13 protein-coding genes are annotated in these 15,566 nt (G+C 70.6%); 5 read left to right on the forward strand and 8 right to left on the reverse strand.

The window, feature by feature from the left end:
* The first annotated feature begins 129 nt into the window (after positions 1-129).
* Both mutS and C9I47_RS11260 read left to right on the forward strand, forming a co-directional pair.
* Entirely contained in the window at positions 130-2,745 is a 2,616-nt protein-coding gene (mutS, locus tag C9I47_RS11255) for a DNA mismatch repair protein MutS (RefSeq protein ID WP_111266822.1), read from the forward strand.
* 34 nt (positions 2,746-2,779) lie between these two features.
* A complete protein-coding gene (locus C9I47_RS11260; protein WP_111266823.1) occupies positions 2,780-3,181 on the forward strand; it encodes a VOC family protein in 402 nt (133 codons plus the stop codon).
* On the opposite strand, the gene C9I47_RS11265 is transcribed toward C9I47_RS11260, so the two are convergent.
* Positions 3,178-3,855 (reverse strand): hypothetical protein, encoded by a 678-nt coding sequence (locus C9I47_RS11265; RefSeq protein WP_145985501.1) that lies wholly within the window; start codon positions 3,853-3,855, stop codon positions 3,178-3,180. The two genes, C9I47_RS11260 and C9I47_RS11265, sit on opposite strands and share 4 nt — an antisense overlap.
* 377 nt (positions 3,856-4,232) lie before the next feature.
* Between C9I47_RS11265 and katG the strand changes: the two genes are divergently transcribed.
* Complete coding sequence (gene katG, locus C9I47_RS11270; RefSeq protein WP_111266825.1) at positions 4,233-6,410, forward strand: catalase/peroxidase HPI; 2,178 nt, start codon at positions 4,233-4,235, stop codon at positions 6,408-6,410.
* 69 nt (positions 6,411-6,479) lie between these two features.
* Here the strand turns inward: katG and C9I47_RS11275 are convergent, their stop codons facing one another.
* Positions 6,480-7,673: a trans-sulfuration enzyme family protein gene (locus C9I47_RS11275; protein WP_111266826.1), complete on the reverse strand. Its 1,194-nt coding sequence runs from the start codon at positions 7,671-7,673 to the stop codon at positions 6,480-6,482.
* A gap of 95 nt (positions 7,674-7,768) precedes the next feature.
* Between C9I47_RS11275 and C9I47_RS11280 the strand changes: the two genes are divergently transcribed.
* Both C9I47_RS11280 and C9I47_RS11285 read left to right on the forward strand, forming a co-directional pair.
* Positions 7,769-8,254: an Lrp/AsnC family transcriptional regulator gene (locus C9I47_RS11280; RefSeq protein ID WP_111266827.1), complete on the forward strand. Its 486-nt coding sequence runs from the start codon at positions 7,769-7,771 to the stop codon at positions 8,252-8,254.
* Between the two features lie 66 nt (positions 8,255-8,320).
* Complete coding sequence (locus C9I47_RS11285; RefSeq protein ID WP_111266828.1) at positions 8,321-8,938, forward strand: DUF937 domain-containing protein; 618 nt, start codon at positions 8,321-8,323, stop codon at positions 8,936-8,938.
* A 13-nt stretch (positions 8,939-8,951) separates the two neighbouring features.
* Here the strand turns inward: C9I47_RS11285 and C9I47_RS11290 are convergent, their stop codons facing one another.
* The 6 genes from C9I47_RS11290 to C9I47_RS18080 all read right to left on the reverse strand — a co-directional run bounded on the left by C9I47_RS11290 (position 8,952) and on the right by C9I47_RS18080 (position 15,196).
* Positions 8,952-9,383: an RNA-binding S4 domain-containing protein gene (locus tag C9I47_RS11290; protein ID WP_111266829.1), complete on the reverse strand. Its 432-nt coding sequence runs from the start codon at positions 9,381-9,383 to the stop codon at positions 8,952-8,954.
* A 101-nt stretch (positions 9,384-9,484) separates the two neighbouring features.
* Positions 9,485-9,859 (reverse strand): 50S ribosomal protein L19, encoded by a 375-nt coding sequence (gene rplS / locus C9I47_RS11295; RefSeq protein WP_111266830.1) that lies wholly within the window; start codon positions 9,857-9,859, stop codon positions 9,485-9,487.
* A gap of 140 nt (positions 9,860-9,999) precedes the next feature.
* Positions 10,000-10,782 (reverse strand): tRNA (guanosine(37)-N1)-methyltransferase TrmD, encoded by a 783-nt coding sequence (gene trmD, locus C9I47_RS11300; protein WP_111266831.1) that lies wholly within the window; start codon positions 10,780-10,782, stop codon positions 10,000-10,002.
* A 68-nt stretch (positions 10,783-10,850) separates the two neighbouring features.
* Positions 10,851-11,366, reverse strand: a complete 516-nt coding sequence (gene rimM, locus C9I47_RS11305; RefSeq protein ID WP_111266832.1) for a ribosome maturation factor RimM — start codon at positions 11,364-11,366, stop codon at positions 10,851-10,853.
* 47 nt (positions 11,367-11,413) lie between these two features.
* A complete protein-coding gene (gene rpsP, locus C9I47_RS11310) occupies positions 11,414-11,686 on the reverse strand; it encodes a 30S ribosomal protein S16 (RefSeq protein ID WP_111266833.1) in 273 nt (90 codons plus the stop codon).
* 225 nt (positions 11,687-11,911) lie between these two features.
* On the reverse strand, positions 11,912-15,196 hold the full coding sequence (locus C9I47_RS18080) for a S8 family serine peptidase (RefSeq protein ID WP_190238490.1): 3,285 nt from the start codon (positions 15,194-15,196) through the stop codon (positions 11,912-11,914).
* Between the last annotated feature and the right edge of the window lie 370 nt (positions 15,197-15,566).

A 15,566-nucleotide genomic window follows, 5' to 3' on the forward strand; every position in this document is an offset into this window, starting at 1 on the left:
TCGCGGGCGTCGGCGGCGAACCGGCCGCCGTGGCCCATCCCGGACGACGACGGCGCCCACCCCGCAACCGCTACAATCGGCGTCCGCGCCCCATCCGCGCCCCCCGACAGACCGACCGCAGCGAACCGAATGCCCAAGAGCGCCGACAAGACGCCCGAACACACCCCCCTGATGAAACAGTTCTTCGCCGCCAAGGCGGAGCATCCGGACGTGCTGCTGTTCTTCCGGATGGGCGATTTCTACGAACTGTTCTACGACGACGCGCGCAAGGCCGCGCGCCTGCTCGACATCACCCTGACCCAGCGCGGCAGCTCCGGCGGCGCGCCGATCCCGATGGCGGGCGTGCCGCACCACTCGGCCGAGAGTTACCTGGCGCGGCTGGTGGCGCTGGGCGAGTCGGTCGCGATCTGCGAGCAGATCGGCGACCCGGCCGCGAGCAAGGGCCTGGTCGAGCGCAAGGTGGTGCGGATCATCACCCCGGGCACGGTCACCGACGAAGCGCTGCTCAACGAGCGCCGCGACACCCTGCTGCTGGCGGTCGCGCGCGGCAAGGAGCGCTATGGTCTGGCCTGGGCCGACCTCGCCGCCGGCCGCTTCATGGTCAACGAGGTCGCCAGCGAGGACGCGCTGGAAGCCGAGCTGGCCCGCCTGGAGCCGGCCGAGACCCTGGTCGCCGACGAGGAAGGCTGGCCGGCCTTCGTGCTCGAGCGCGGCGGCCTGCGCCGGCGCGCACCGTGGCTGTTCGACGCCGACAGCGGCCGCCGCCAGCTGCTGCGCTTCTTCAAGCTGCACGACCTGTCGGGCTTCGGCATCGACGACAAACCGCTGTCGATCGCCGCCGCCGCCGCCCTGCTCGGCTATGTCGAGGAGACCCAGAAGCAGCGCCTGCCGCACCTGAGTTCGATCGCGGTCGAGTCCGGCGACGGCGCGATCGCGATGAACGCCGCGACCCGGCGTCACCTCGAACTCGATACCCGGGTCGACGGCGACACCCGCCACACCCTGCTCGGCGTGCTCGACAGCACGGTCACCCCGATGGGGGGACGGCTGCTGCGACGCTGGCTGCACCGGCCGCTGCGCGAGCGCGCGCCGTTGCGGCTGCGCCACCAGGCGGTCGAGACCCTGATCGAATCCGGCGCCGGCGACGACCTGCGCGAACAGTTCCGCGCGCTCGGCGACCTCGAGCGCATCCTGTCGCGGATCGCCCTGCGCAGCGCGCGCCCGCGCGACCTGTCGACCCTGCGCGACGGCCTCGGCCTGCTGCCGGCGGTGCGCGAACGCTTGCAGGCGCTGGACGCGCCGCGCCTGTCCGCCCTGGTCGAGGAGCTCGGCCAGCACGACGACCATGCCGCGCTGCTGGCCTCGGCCATCGTCGAGCAGCCGCCGGTGCTGGCGCGCGACGGCGGCGTGTTCGCCGAGGGCCACGATGCCGAGCTGGACGAGCTGCGGCGGCTGTCGGAGAACGCCGACCAGTTCCTGGTCGACCTGGAGACCCGCGAGCGCGAGGCCACCGGCATTCCGACCCTCAAGGTCGGCTACAACCGCGTGCACGGCTACTACCTGGAGATCAGCAAAGCGCAGGCCGGCAAGGCGCCGACCCACTACACCCGTCGCCAGACCCTGACCAACGCCGAGCGCTACATCACCGAGGAGCTGAAGACGTTCGAGGACAAGGTGCTGTCGGCGCGCGAACGCGCCCTCGCCCGCGAACGCCTGCTCTACGAGCAATTGCTGGACGCGCTCAACGAGCGCCTGCCGCAGCTGAAGACCTGCGCCGCCGCGCTGTCGGAACTGGACGTGCTGGCCGGACTGGCCGAACGCGCGCAGGTGCTGGACTGGTCGCGCCCGGAACTGACCGACGAACCGAAGCTGTGCATCGAGCGCGGCCGCCACCCGGTGGTCGAAGCGGTGCGCGAGGACCCGTTCGAGCCCAACGACCTGATCCTCGACGACAGCGCCGACGGCAACGGTCGCAGGATGCTGGTGATCACCGGTCCCAACATGGGCGGCAAGAGCACCTACATGCGGCAGAACGCGCTGATCGTGCTGCTCGCGCACATCGGCAGCTTCGTGCCGGCGGCGCGCGCGCAGATCGGACCGATCGACCGCATCCTGACCCGCATCGGCGCCGGCGACGACCTCGCCCGCGGCCAGTCGACCTTCATGGTCGAGATGAGCGAGACCAGCTACATCCTCCACCACGCGACCGATCGCTCGCTGGTGCTGATGGACGAGATCGGCCGCGGCACCTCGACCTACGACGGCCTCGCCCTGGCCGAGGCCTGCGCGCGCCACCTGGCCGCGAACAACCGCGCCTGGACCCTGTTCGCGACCCACTACTTCGAGCTGACCGCGCTGGCCGAGGACAACGGCATCGCCAACGTGCACCTGGACGCGGTCGAGCATCACGACAAGGTCCATGGCGACCGCCTGGTGTTCATGCACGCGGTCAAGGACGGCCCGGCCAATCGCAGCTTCGGCCTGCAGGTCGCGGCGCTGGCCGGACTGCCGAGAGCGGTCGTGCAGCAGGCCAAGGCGCGCCTGGCCGAACTGGAGCAGCGCGGCCACGATGCGCCGACGCCAGCGCCGATGGTGCCCGACACCCTCGACGCGCCACGCCAGGCCAGTCTGTTCTCGGCGCCGTCGGCGGCGATGGAGGCACTGGCCGGGCTCGACCCGGACGAACTGACGCCCAAGCAGGCGCTGGAAGCGCTGTACCGGCTCAAGCAGCTGCAGCGCGAGTAGTCCCCTTCACGATGCAGAGCAAAGGACGCCGGCCATGAAGATGCAGACCCTGATCGCGGTGCGCGATGTCGCCGCCAGCAGCGCCTGGTACCGCACCCTGCTGGACTGCCGCAGCGGCCACGGCGGCGACCACTACGAACAGCTGCTCGCCCACGGCGAGGACGAGTTCTTCATGCAGTTGCACGCCTGGGGCGAACACGGCCACGCCAACCTCGGCGATCCCGACGCCGCCGCGCACGGCTACGGCACCCTGCTGTGGTTCCGGGTCGACGACTTCGATGCCGCGGTGGCCCGGGCGCGGCAGCTGCGGGCCGAGATCATCGAACCGCCGCAGGTGAATCCGCGCGCGAACCACCGCGAGTGCTGGTTGCGCGATCCCGACGGCTACGTGGTGGTGCTGGCCAGCCGCTACGGCGAGCTCGGCGACAGCGCCTAGGCGCCCTCGCCCGTCGCACCGGCACCGGTTGCGTGGGCGGCGTCGAAACGGCGGGTCTGGCGGCTGGGATCGAACGGCCCGATCCGCTCGCGGCCGTCGAAGCGGTATTCGGCGAACTGGCCGTCGGCGCGCACGTAGTGCAGGAACAGTTGCACCCAGTAGCGGCCGTCGAAACGCCCGCGCCAGTGCGGCAGATCGGCGCCGCGATAGGCCAGCATGTCGCCCGGCCCCAGCGGCAGTTCGAGGTCCTCGCCCTCGGACTGGATCCCCAGCGTCCACGGACACGCGGCGTCGAAGCCCAGGGTCAACGAGGTGCTGATCTCGCACGACGGCCGGTCGAGATGGCGCGGCAGTTCGGCACCGGGCATGTAGACGCGCAGATACGAGTAGCACGGATGCAGTGGGCCGTCGGCGACCCGCTCCATCAGCGGCAGCAGGCGCAGCAGCAGGCACTCGCCGAGGGTGTCGGCGTAGCGTCCCTGCGAACCGAGGCTGTCCTCGCGGGTGAAGTAGCCGGGCACGCCGGTCTGCATCACCGCGTAGTTGGCGCACAACTCGGCCTCGGCCGGCGCCAGCACCCCGCGCAGCACGCTGAAGCCGCGATCGCGGAAGTGCCCGGCGCACTGGCCGAGTAGATCGGAAGGCGCGGCGGCGAGCGTTTGGGACGTACTCATGGACGGACAGGCGGGTGAGGACGGAGCCTCATGGTAACCGCAGCGTCCCGATGCCGGCCCCCGATGTCCGCCCCCACGATTTCGTCATCGGCCCCGGCGCATGATGGGTCGCCCGATGGCCCGGTCCCGCACGCTCGGGGCGACCGCCGCAGTCAATAGCAAAAACCTATTGATTCATACAGAACATTCGATTTCAGAAATCAATAGCACGGGCGTACCGTGATCCGGTGGCCCCGCGATCGGCAACGGCGGAACGCGACCGGCCCCGTCAATGGTCCGTGCCGGCGCCACCGACGCCGTTGCGTCGCCGCGCTCCCCCGCGGCCGGTCCGGACCGCACCACAGCCAGCCAGCGCAAGCAGCCCAAGGAGAGTGCCGATGTCCAGCAACGAAACAAAATGCCCCTTCCACGCCACCGCCGGTGGCGGCACCCAGAACCAGGACTGGTGGCCCAAGCGGCTGCGCCTGGACCTGCTCAACCAGCACTCGTCCCGCTCCAACCCGCTGGACGGCGACTTCGACTACGCCAGCGCCTTCAACAGCCTCGACTATGCGGCGCTGAAGCAGGACCTGGCCGCCCTGATGACCGACTCGCAGGACTGGTGGCCGGCCGACTTCGGCCACTACGGCGGCCTGATGATCCGCATGGCCTGGCACAGCGCCGGCACCTACCGCATCGGCGACGGTCGTGGCGGCGGCGGCCGCGGCCAGCAGCGCTTCGCCCCGCTCAACAGCTGGCCCGACAACGTCAGCCTGGACAAGGCGCGTCGGCTGCTGTGGCCGATCAAGCAGAAGTACGGCCAGAAGATCTCCTGGGCCGACCTGATGATCCTCGCCGGGAACGTCGCGCTGGAGACGATGGGCTTTGAGACCTTCGGCTTCGGCGGCGGCCGCGAGGACACCTGGGAGCCCGACCAGGACGTCTACTGGGGCAACGAGACCACCTGGCTCGGCGACGAGCGCTACAGCGGCAAGCGCGATCTCGAGAACCCGCTGGCGGCGGTGCAGATGGGCCTGATCTACGTCAATCCCGAAGGCCCCAACGGCAACCCCGACCCGCTCGCCGCGGCCAAGGACATCCGCGACACCTTCGGCCGCATGGCGATGGACGACGAGGAGACCGTGGCCCTGATCGCCGGCGGTCACAGCTTCGGCAAGACCCACGGCGCCGGCCCGGCCGACAATGTCGGCACCGAGCCCGAGGGCGCGGGGCTGGAGGAACAGGGTCTGGGCTGGCACAACCGCTTCGGCAGCGGCAAGGGCGCCGACGCGATCACCAGCGGCCTGGAGGTGACCTGGTCGAAGACCCCGACCCAATGGGGCAACAGCTTCTTCGAGATCCTGTTCGGCCATGAGTGGGAGCTGTCCAAGAGCCCGGCCGGTGCCCACCAGTGGGTCGCCAAGGACGCTGAAGCCTCGATCCCGCACGCGTTCGACGCGTCGAAGAAGATCCTGCCGACGATGCTGACCACCGACCTGTCGCTGCGCTTCGATCCGGCCTACGAGAAGATCTCGCGCCGCTTTCTGGAGCACCCTGACCAGTTCGCCGACGCCTTCGCCCGCGCCTGGTTCAAGCTCACCCACCGCGACATGGGGCCGCGCGCGCGCTACCTCGGTCCGGAAGTCCCGGACGAGGCGCTGATCTGGCAGGACCCGGTGCCGGCCGCCGACTACCCGGCGATCGACGCCGGCGACATCGCCGCGCTGAAGAAGAAGCTCCTGGCCTCCGGGCTGACGGTGTCCGAGCTGGTGTCCACCGCCTGGGCCTCGGCCTCGACCTTCCGCGGCGGCGACAAGCGCGGCGGCGCCAATGGCGCGCGCATCCGCCTGGCCCCGCAGAAGGACTGGGACGCCAACCAGCCCGCGCAGCTGGCGAAGGTGCTCAAGACGCTGGAAGGCATCCAGTCCGACTTCAACGGCGCCCAGTCCGACGGCAAGCGGGTCTCGCTCGCCGACCTGATCGTGCTCGGCGGCTGCGCCGCGGTCGAGAAGGCGGCGGCCGATGCCGGCGTGTCGATCCAGGTGCCGTTCTCGCCGGGGCGTACCGACGCCTCCCAGGAGCAGACCGACGTCGACTCGTTCGCGCCGCTGGAGCCGGTCGCCGACGGCTTCCGCAACTACAGCCAGGGTGCGTTCTCGATCCCGGCCGAGCATCTGCTGATCGACCGCGCGCAGTTGCTGACCCTGACCGCGCCGGAAATGACCGCCCTGGTCGGCGGCCTGCGCGTGCTCGGCGGCAACCACGGCGGTTCCGGCCACGGCGTGTTCACCGAGCGTCCGGGCGTGCTGAGCAACGACTTCTTCCGCAACCTGCTCGACATGGGCACCGAGTGGAAGCCGACCTCGAAGGCCGCCGAGACCTTCGAGGGTCGCGACCGCAACAGCGGCAAGGCGAAGTGGACCGGCACCCGGGTCGACCTGGTGTTCGGCTCCAACTCGGTGCTGCGCGCACTGGCCGAGGTCTACGCCAGCACCGACGGCCAGGACAAGTTCGTCAAGGATTTCGTCGCCGCCTGGAACAAGGTGATGAACCTGGACCGCTTCGACCTGGTCTGAGCGAACGGCTCCCGGCCCCAATGAAGAAGCCCGGCGCAAGCCGGGCTTCTTCGTTCGTGGCGGCGGGGTTCAGGCCGCCTGCGCGGCCGGCACCGTCGCCGCGGCGTCCAGCGCCTGCGCCAGATCGCTCCACAGATCGTCGACGTGCTCGATGCCGACCGACAGCCGCAGCAGGCCGTCGGTGATGCCGTTGGCGGCCTTGTCGGCGGCACCGACGACGCGATGGGTCAGTCCCGAGGGGTGCTGGATCAGGGTATCGACCGAGCCCAGGCTGACCGCCGGCGTCATCAACCGCACCGCCCGCATCACCGCCGCCGCGGCGTCGTAACCGCCGGCCAGTTCGAAGGCCATCAGCGATCCCGGCCCGGCCATCTGGCTGCCGACCAGGTGCGCGTTGCGGACCGTGCCCAGCCCCGGATGGAACACCCGCGCGACCCTCGGATGCGCGGCCAGCCGCTCGGCGAGCGTCTGCGCGTTGGCCTGCGCGCGCTCGACCCGCAGCGACAACGTCGGCAGGCCACGGTGCAGCAGGTAGGCGGCCAGCGGATGCAGCAGCCCGCCGGTCGCCGCGCGCACCGTGCGCAGCGGTTGCGCCAGTGCGTCCTCGCAGCAGACCACGCCGGCGATCACGTCGCCGTGGCCGCCGAGGAACTTGGTCGCGCTGTGCAACACGTAGCGTGCGCCCAGCGCCAGCGGGTTCTGCAGCACCGGGGTGGCGAAGGTCGAATCGACCAGTACCGGCACGCTGCCGGCGGCGGCCACCGCGGCGCGGATGTCGACCAGGTCGACGGTCGGGTTGGCCGGGGTCTCGACGATGACCAGGGCGGTATCGGGACGGATCGAGGCGGCGATGCGGTCGGCGGTGACGAACTCGGCCTCCAGCCCGCACAGGCCGCTGGCCAGCAGGTGGTCGGAGGTGCCGTACAGCGGCCGTACCACCAGCACATGGCCGCCATGCGCGCGTCGCGCCATCAGCACCGCGGTCAGCGCCGCCATGCCGGAACCGAAGGCCACGCAGGCCTCGCTGCCTTCCAGGCGCGCCAGTGCGCTCTCGGTCCGTGCCACGGTCGGATTGTGCAGGCGCGCATAGATCGGATTGGCCGCACTGGCCTCGCCGGCGACCAGGGCATCGAAGCTGGCGGTGCCGGCCTCGAGATCGGCGACCGGATAGGTGGTCGACAGATCGATCGGCGGCGCGTGCACACAGGCCTCGCGCAGGCCATCGCGGCCGGCATGGACAAGACGGGTTTCGAGTCGGGTCACCGCAGGCTCCTGATCGGAATATTTGCCGATGCTAGAAGATCATGCGACCCCTGACTTATGATCCGAAGGATATTTCATCTAAAGGCGCAGTTCCGATGCTTGACCGAATCGACGTCGCCCTGTTGCGGATGTTGCGGAAGAATGCGCGGCTACCGAACAAGACCCTGGCCGAAAAGACCGGGGTCGCCCCCTCGACCGCGCTGGAGCGGATCCGTCGCCTGCACGAGTCGCGCACGATCCAGGGCTACCACGCCGAGGTCGCCCCGGCGGCGATCGGGATCGGTCTGCAGGCGATGGTCGCGGTGCGGCTGGCGCGCCATTCGCGGCCGATGGTCGACGGCTTTCTGGACCACCTGCAGGGGCTGCGCGAAGTGCTGGCGTTCTACCACCTGGCCGGCGCCGACGACTTCCTCGTCCATGTCGGCGTGCGCGACAGCGCGCACCTGCGCGAGTTCGCGCTGACCGCGTTCACCGAGCGCGAGGAGGTCGCGCATATCCAGACCCACCTGATATTCGACTTCCACCGCAACACCGAATTGCCCGTCTACCTGCAGTCACCCGATCTGCAGTCGCCCGGCTGAGCCCCTCCACCGTCTGCAAACATCTCTCGGCTAGGATGGCCGTTTCCACAGATCGCGGGACCCGTCATGACCACACCTCTCGTCCAGGACCTGTTCGCCCAGTTGCAGGGCCGTCCCGCCGCCGAAATGGCGCAGTCGCTGGGCATCCCGGCGGCGCAGACCGAATCGGCGATCTCCGCCGCCCTGCCCCTGCTGGTCGGCGCGATGGGACGCAACGCCAGCCAGCCTCAGGGCGCGCAAGCCCTGCTTGGGGCGCTGCAACGCGACCATTCCGGCAACGACCTGGCCGGCGTGCTCGGCGCGGTCCTCGGCGGCGGCGGCCAGGGCGGCGGCATCCTCGACCACCTGCTTGGCGGCCAGCAACGCAACGCCACCAACGGCCTGGGCGCGGCGACCGGGCTGGACAACGACCGCGCCGGCGCCCTGCTGAAGATGCTGGCGCCGATCGTGATGGCCTATCTGGCGCGGCGGGTGTTCTCGTCCGAACCGGCTCCGGCCGGCACCCGTGCGCTGACCCCGCAGTCGCTGGGCGACGTGCTCGGCCAGGAAGGCCGCGACATGCGCCAGGCCGGCGGCATGCAGGGCGGCCTGCTCGGCGCGGTGCTCGACCAGGACGGCGACGGCGACCTGGACATGGGCGACCTGATGCGCCTGGGCGGCTCGCTGCTGGGCGGCGGCCGCTGAGCCGCGGCCGCGCCTAGGTCGCGTCGATATCGCCCAGGGCGCGGATCAACCGGCGAGCCCGCTTGTCGGGCTTGCTGGACGGCGGCCGGTAACCGGTACGCGCGGCGGCGCGCAGGGCGCGCTGCCGTTCGCGCGCCTCGCGCGAGGCCTCGTCCTCCCGATACAGGGTGCGTGCGACCGTGGCCGGCCCGCGCTGGTCGCTGAGCGCCAGCACCTCGACCACGAACGCCTCCTCGCCGCGCTCGATCTTCAGCCGGTCGCCCTCGCGCAAGGTGCGCGAGGCCTTGGCGCGCTGGCCGCCGACCTCGATCCGACCGTGCTCGATGGCGTGTTTGGCCAGACTGCGGGTCTTGAAGAAGCGCGCGGCCCACAACCACAGGTCCAGGCGCACGCCGGCAACGGCCTCGACGGCCTGGGCCGGATTGGAACGGGCGTTGCGGGTCATGGCGTCAGTCTAGCGCGCGGCGCGCATGCGGGCGGGGCGTCGGAAACGCAAACGGCCGCCCGGAGGCGGCCGTCGCGGAGCATCCCGGAGGATGCGGCGGATCAGTCGGCGGACTTGGCGTAGGCCGACAGATCTTCCTTGATGCGGGCCTTCTTGCCTTCCAGGCCGCGCAGGTAGTACAGCTTGCCGGCGCGGACCTTGCCGCGGCGCTTGACCTGGACCGAATCGATGATCGCGCTGTGGTTCTGGAACACGCGCTCGACGCCGTAACCGTGCGAGATCTTGCGGACGGTGAACGAGGAGTTCAGGCCGGCGTTCTTGATCGCGATGACCACGCCTTCGTAGGCCTGGACGCGCTCGCGGTTGCCTTCCTTCACCTTGACGTTGACGACGACGGTGTCGCCGGGGCTGAACTGGGGCAGCTTGCGCTGGACCTGTTCGGCTTCGAATTCCTGCAGGAGCGTATTGAGGGTCATGGTCGTAGCCTGGTTGATGTCGCTTTTCTAGGCCGTCCGGTCGGGCCGGAAGGCACGTTGTTGCGCGAGTGCACGTGGACCCGCGTCATGGCATGGGTGGAGCTAAGCCGCGCATTATAGCGGTCTTTCCGCCGCAGATGCTAGCGGTCGCTGCCGGGATCCGTCGGCGGCAAGGGCTGCACGCCCTCGTCGCTGGCCCGCCATTCATCCAGCAGCCGGCGATCGGCCGGCGACAGCGCCGCCTCGTCGATCAGGTCCGGACGTCGCAGCCAGGTCCGGCCCAGCGACTGCATCCGCCGCCAACGCGCGATATGGGCGTGATTGCCGGACATCAGCACCTCCGGCACCCCGCCCAGCTCGTGCTCGACCGGACGGGTGTAATGCGGGCAATCCAGCAGGCCGTCGGCCTCGAAGCTGTCCTGGGCCGCGGATTCGGCATCGTTGAGCGCGCCGTCCTGCAGCCGCGCGACCGCGTCGACCACCACCGCCGCGGCCAACTCACCGCCGGACAGCACGTAGTCGCCGATCGACAGCTCCTCGTCGACCTCGGCCCGGATCAGGCGCTCGTCGACGCCCTCGTAGCGGCCGCACAGCAGGATCAGCCGATCCATCGCCGCCAGCTCGCGGACCTTCGCCTGGGTCAGCGGCGCGCCCTGCGGGCTCATGTAGATCACCCGCGCCGGCATCGGCGCGGCGGCGCGGGCGGCACGGATCGCCGCCCGCAACGGGTCGATCAGCATCACCATGCCCGGACCGCCGCCGAACGGGCGGTCGTCGACCCGCCGGTAGTTGCCCTCGGCGTAGTCGCGCGGGTTCCAGCCGTGCAGCGACAGCAGCCCGCGCTCGCCGGCCCGTCCGGTGACGCCGAACGCGGCGCACTGGTCGATGAATTCCGGAAACAGGCTGACGACGTCGATGCGCATGGAGGGTCCAGGAAGCGGGGCCGGATCGAGACCGGCAGGATACGGCCTTGGCGGCCGCGGCCGGCGGACTAGAAATCCGAGTCCCAGTCGACCGTGACCACGCCGTTGTCGAAATCGACGGCGGTCACGTACTGCGGCTGCACGAAGGGAATCATCCGCTCGCGCTCGTCGTCGCGGGCGACCAGCACGTCGTTGGCGCCGGTCGAGAACAGGTGCGAGACCGTGCCCAGCGCCACCCCGTCGGTGGTGACCACGCGCAGGCCTTCCAGGTCGACCCAGTAGTACTCGCCGGGCTTGGGCGGCGGCAGCACCTCGCGCGGCACGTGGATCTCGGTGCCGCGCAGCGCCTCGGCGGCGTCGCGGTCGGTGACCTCGGGCAGATGCCCGATCAGGTACTTGCCGCTCTCACGTCCCTTCGCCCCGCGCAGCTCGCGCTCGCCGCCGGCGGGATCGACCAGGATCCACGGCTGGTAGCGGAAGATCGCCGCGCGCGGCTCGGTCCAGGATTCGAATTTCAGTTCGCCACGCAGACCAAAGGCGCCAAGCACCCTGCCCAACAGGATGCGGCGCCCTTGCTCGCTCATCTGTGGCGTTTCGGCCGCTGGCCGCGCGTCGACGCGACCGCAGACGATCAGGCCGAAGCCGCTGCCGGCGCGTCGGCCGACTTCACCGCGTCCTTGTACAGCACGGCGACCTTGTCGGTCAGCTGCGCGCCGTTGTCGACCCAGTGCTTGACGCGCTCGGTGTTGAGCTCGACGCGCTTCTCGCCGCCGGTCGCGACCGGGTTGTAGTAACCCACGCGCTCGATGTTGCGGCCGTCGCGGGCGTTGCGGCTGTCGGTGACGATGATGTGGTAGAAGGGACGCTTCTTGGCGCCACCACGTGCCAGACGGATCTTGACCATTGCTTGCTTTCCTGTGTTGCCCAGCCGCCGGAATGGCGGGGTAAGCCGGCGATTGTAGCCGCTTGGCGGCATCGGTGGAAGTCCGGGCAGGGCCCGACCCGATCCGTCTCGCCCCGGCCGCTGCGACCGCCTCCCCTGCCCGCTCGCCCCGGAACCGGGCCCCTCACAGGGCCCGGCCGCCCGGTCGGGTACCCGCCGCAGCGGGCCCCCAGGCTGAGCGCACGCTCAGGGCGTGACCGTCAGCCTCACCGGCACGCTCGACACCGGCATACCCGGGTCGTTGCTGGCGAAACAGGCGCGGGCATCATACTGGCCCGGCGCCAGCCCGGCCGCGTTCAGGTTGAGCGCGACCGACTGCTGCTGACCGGCATCGACCTGCCCGGCCGACGGCGCCGCCGAGCTCATCCACGCCGCACCGCAGCTGCTGGCGGCATTGACCTCGAAGGCCATGCCCGGGTTGCTCGAGGAGGTCGCGCCCCAGACCCCGCCCAGCTCCGGCGAGGTCACCACCTGGGCCTGGCTGCCGACGCCCTGGGCCGACTGGTACCACGCCCAGCGATTGGCGAACGGGATGTCGAAGCGCACGTGCAGCCAATAGGTCCCCGGCGGCAGCACCACGTTCTCGCCGGCCAGGGTCGGATCGAACTGCACCCAGCGGTCGCTGAAGCCCAGCCCCGGGGTGCCCGGCGTCGCCGTGTAGCTCCACAGCGCGGTATCCGGCGCCAGGTTCGGGTAGCCGGCCGGCTTGCCGCCGTCGTCGGCGTAGATCGCCCAGGTCACGCTGCTGGCGATGCTCATCGGATCGGCGTCGCTGGCGCCGACCACGAAGCCGCGCGCGGCCAGGAAGTCGATCGTGCCGGTTTCGTTCATCACGAAGTCGTCGGCGGTGTAGGTGCCGGTGCCCAGATCGGTGAAGTAGGCGCTGCGGGTGCCCGAGCCGATCGAACCGTTGCTGGACGCGAACACCACCGCGCTGATCGAGCCGCTGGCCTGGTAGCTCCAGTCCAGCACGCCGCCACCGACGTTGGCGATGTCGACCGAGGCCTGGCCGCTGCCGCCGGCCGGCAGGCTGACCTCGATGGCGTCGGACGGATCCAGCGACGCCTGCGGCGCCGGCACCGAAACCGCGACCGGCAGATGCAGCGGGGCGACGTGCGGCGAGGACGTGTTCGGCTCCAGCACCACCGTGCCGAAGCTCCAGCCGCCGTCGGCCGGCAGGCTGGCGGCGTCGACGCTCACCGTCAGGGTCACCTCGCCGCCGCCCCTGACCTTGAAGCTGGCCGGCGAGACCGCACCCGGCAGCCCTTCCAGTCGCGCGTTCCACTTCACGTTCGGACGCCGCACGCTGCGCAGGGTGCGGGTGAACACGCAGGTGTCGATGCAACGGCCCTCGGCCATGCTCGCCAGGTTCAGGCTGCTGGTGTCGCCGCCCTCGGCCGGGTTGGCGGCCTGGTAGTTGGCGGTGCTTTCGTCCATCACCAGGGCCGCGCGCGCCGCGGCCGGCACGTCGACGCGGCCGCTGCCCATCGCGAACGGATCGGCCGGCGTCACGCCATCCTCGATCAATACGCCGGTGTCGGCGGTCATCATCAGCGCCGACTTGACCTGGGCCGGGGTCCAGGTCGGATGCAACTGCTTGAGCAGGCCGGCCGCGCCGGCCACGTGCGGCGCCGCCATCGAGGTGCCGTTCTTCAGGCCCACCAGTTCCTCGAAGCCCTCGATGGTGTCGCCGGCGTCGACCGCCAGCACCGCCACGCCCGGCGCGGTGACGTCGGGCTTGACCAGCTCATAGTTGGCCGGCCCGCGCGAACTGAAGTCGCCGAGTACGTCGGGGGTATTGGCCACCTGCACCGCCGGATAGCCGATCGCCGCGGTCGCCGACACGCCGGCGGCGAAATCGCGCACCGCATCGCCGTCGGACTGGGTGATCGCGAATGCCGGGATCGTGGTCCCGGGCACCGACGGGATCAGCCCGCCGGCGGCATTGTTGGCGATCACCACCGCGATCGCGCCGGCCGCGGTCGCATTGTTGGTCTTGATCGAGAACGAACAGCCGCCGCGACGGACGAAGGCGATCGCGCCCTGGAAGGTGCCGCCCGGATAGGCCGCGCAGCCATCGCTGCCGCTGTCGAAGTCGGGCGCGACCACGAACGCGGTGGTGCCGGCGATCGCGGCGGAGTGCTCGACGCCGTTGCTGCCCGGGGTCAGCACCACCGACTGCAGCGGATCCGGCGGCGTGCCGGGACCGGTCATGCTGAGCAGGAACTCATAGCCCTGGCGGCCGTGGGTCGCCGCCGCAACCGTGGTCACCCACGGCTCGTGATGGCCGAGGGTGGCCGGACCGGGACCGGAGTTGCCGGCCGACGCGGAGACGAACACGCCGGCATCGGAGGCGCCGAGGAAGGCCTGCGACACCGCCTCGCTCCACGGGCTGCTGCCGCCGCCGATCGAGAAGTTGATGACGTCGACGCCGTCGGCGACCGCCTGGTCGACGGCCGCGGCCGAGGACACGTTCGGACACAGTCCGCGACCGTCGCTGATATTGGTGTAACAGACGTCGTAGGCAATGATGTTGCCGCGCGGGGCGACGCCGGAGATATGGACCTGGGCGCCGCGGAACTCGACCGTGCGCGGGTTGCCGGCGGCGGTCGAGGCGGTGTGCGAGCCATGGCCGCTGGTGTCACCGAAACCGGGCTCCTCGCGGATGCCGGCCACGCCGCAGCGATTGCCCGGCGCCTCGCAGACGAAGTCGTAGCCGCCGATCAGCTTGTCGTTGCAACGTCCCTCGTCGACACCGCCCGGCGCGCAGGTGCCCAGGTAGTTGCCCGAGCCCAGCGGATTGACGTGCTGGTAGCCGTCGCTGGCGACCGCGCTGAACGACGGGCTGCCGAAATTGATGCCCGAATCGATGATGCCGAACACGATGCCCTCGCCGCGGGCACCGGCCGACAGCGGCGAACCGTCCATCAACTGACCCGGCGGCAGGCCGCTGCCCTGGTTCCAGACGGTGTCGGCGCCGATCCGCTGCGGGCCGGCGTCGGTCTCGATCTCGTACTCGCGGTAGGGCTCGACGAAGGCGACATCGCTCATGTTGGCCAGCGCCGCGGCCTCGCGGTCGCTCAGCTCGGTGACCACCGCATTGAGCGCATGCTGCATGCGCTGGCGGACCTTGAGCTGGCGCCCCAGCACGCGCGCCGCGCGCGCCTCGTGGGCGACCTGGCGACGGCCGAGATCGGCCACGTAGGCACGCGCCTCGGCGCTGGCGACATCGACCCGGCCGCCCTTGCGGGCCGGCTTGGCCAGCCCGGACCGGTCGCCCTGGTAACTCGCCAGGGCCGGCTCGGCATAGCCGACGATGTAGATCTCCTTCGGCCCCTGCTCCTGTTCGGCCAGCCCCGGTGGCGTCCCGCCTCCGGCGCCTCCCGGCATCGATTGCGCCGAAGCGCCGGACACCGCCACGACCAGCGCCGTGCCGAGCACGACCCCGAATCCTGAATCGAAGTACTTCATGGAAATCCCCTCAAGTGGCAAACGGACGGTCGGACGCGCGCGGAACTCCGCGCGCCCTGCGGGACTGCGAACTTGCCGCTTCTCCCCTGTCTGTTCGCCCATGCGCCGGCCTGCCGGCCGGCGCGGGGCATTGCGCCGAAGCACGCGCAACGATGCCGAATGTAGCCTCTGCCGGACAGCACCGGCAACCGTCGGTCGATCAGCTACCGAAAGGAAACACCACTACCTGAAGTCACTGTTTCAAGGGCGGTCGTACCGGCCTGTCGCCCCCCAGCTTCGCGCCCGGTTCCATGCCGACGAACCATGCGGCGGCGCATGCAGTACCGGACCGTTCCCATCGCCCGTCCAGACCGCTCCAGCCGTCATCGCG

The organism is Marilutibacter maris (assembly GCF_003233695.1).
GTDB lineage: Bacteria > Pseudomonadota > Gammaproteobacteria > Xanthomonadales > Xanthomonadaceae > Marilutibacter > Marilutibacter maris.

Coding starts and splice junctions, on each gene's coding strand:
- mutS (WP_111266822.1), top strand. CDS start 130: ATGCCCAAGAGCGCCGACAAGACGCCCGAACACACCCCCCTGATGAAA.
- C9I47_RS11260 (WP_111266823.1), top strand. CDS start 2,780: ATGAAGATGCAGACCCTGATCGCGGTGCGCGATGTCGCCGCCAGCAGC.
- C9I47_RS11265 (WP_145985501.1), bottom strand. CDS start 3,855: ATGAGTACGTCCCAAACGCTCGCCGCCGCGCCTTCCGATCTACTCGGC.
- katG (WP_111266825.1), top strand. CDS start 4,233: ATGTCCAGCAACGAAACAAAATGCCCCTTCCACGCCACCGCCGGTGGC.
- C9I47_RS11280 (WP_111266827.1), top strand. CDS start 7,769: ATGCTTGACCGAATCGACGTCGCCCTGTTGCGGATGTTGCGGAAGAAT.
- C9I47_RS11285 (WP_111266828.1), top strand. CDS start 8,321: ATGACCACACCTCTCGTCCAGGACCTGTTCGCCCAGTTGCAGGGCCGT.
- C9I47_RS11290 (WP_111266829.1), bottom strand. CDS start 9,383: ATGACCCGCAACGCCCGTTCCAATCCGGCCCAGGCCGTCGAGGCCGTT.
- rplS (WP_111266830.1), bottom strand. CDS start 9,859: ATGACCCTCAATACGCTCCTGCAGGAATTCGAAGCCGAACAGGTCCAG.
- trmD (WP_111266831.1), bottom strand. CDS start 10,782: ATGCGCATCGACGTCGTCAGCCTGTTTCCGGAATTCATCGACCAGTGC.
- rimM (WP_111266832.1), bottom strand. CDS start 11,366: ATGAGCGAGCAAGGGCGCCGCATCCTGTTGGGCAGGGTGCTTGGCGCC.
- rpsP (WP_111266833.1), bottom strand. CDS start 11,686: ATGGTCAAGATCCGTCTGGCACGTGGTGGCGCCAAGAAGCGTCCCTTC.
- C9I47_RS18080 (WP_190238490.1), bottom strand. CDS start 15,196: ATGAAGTACTTCGATTCAGGATTCGGGGTCGTGCTCGGCACGGCGCTG.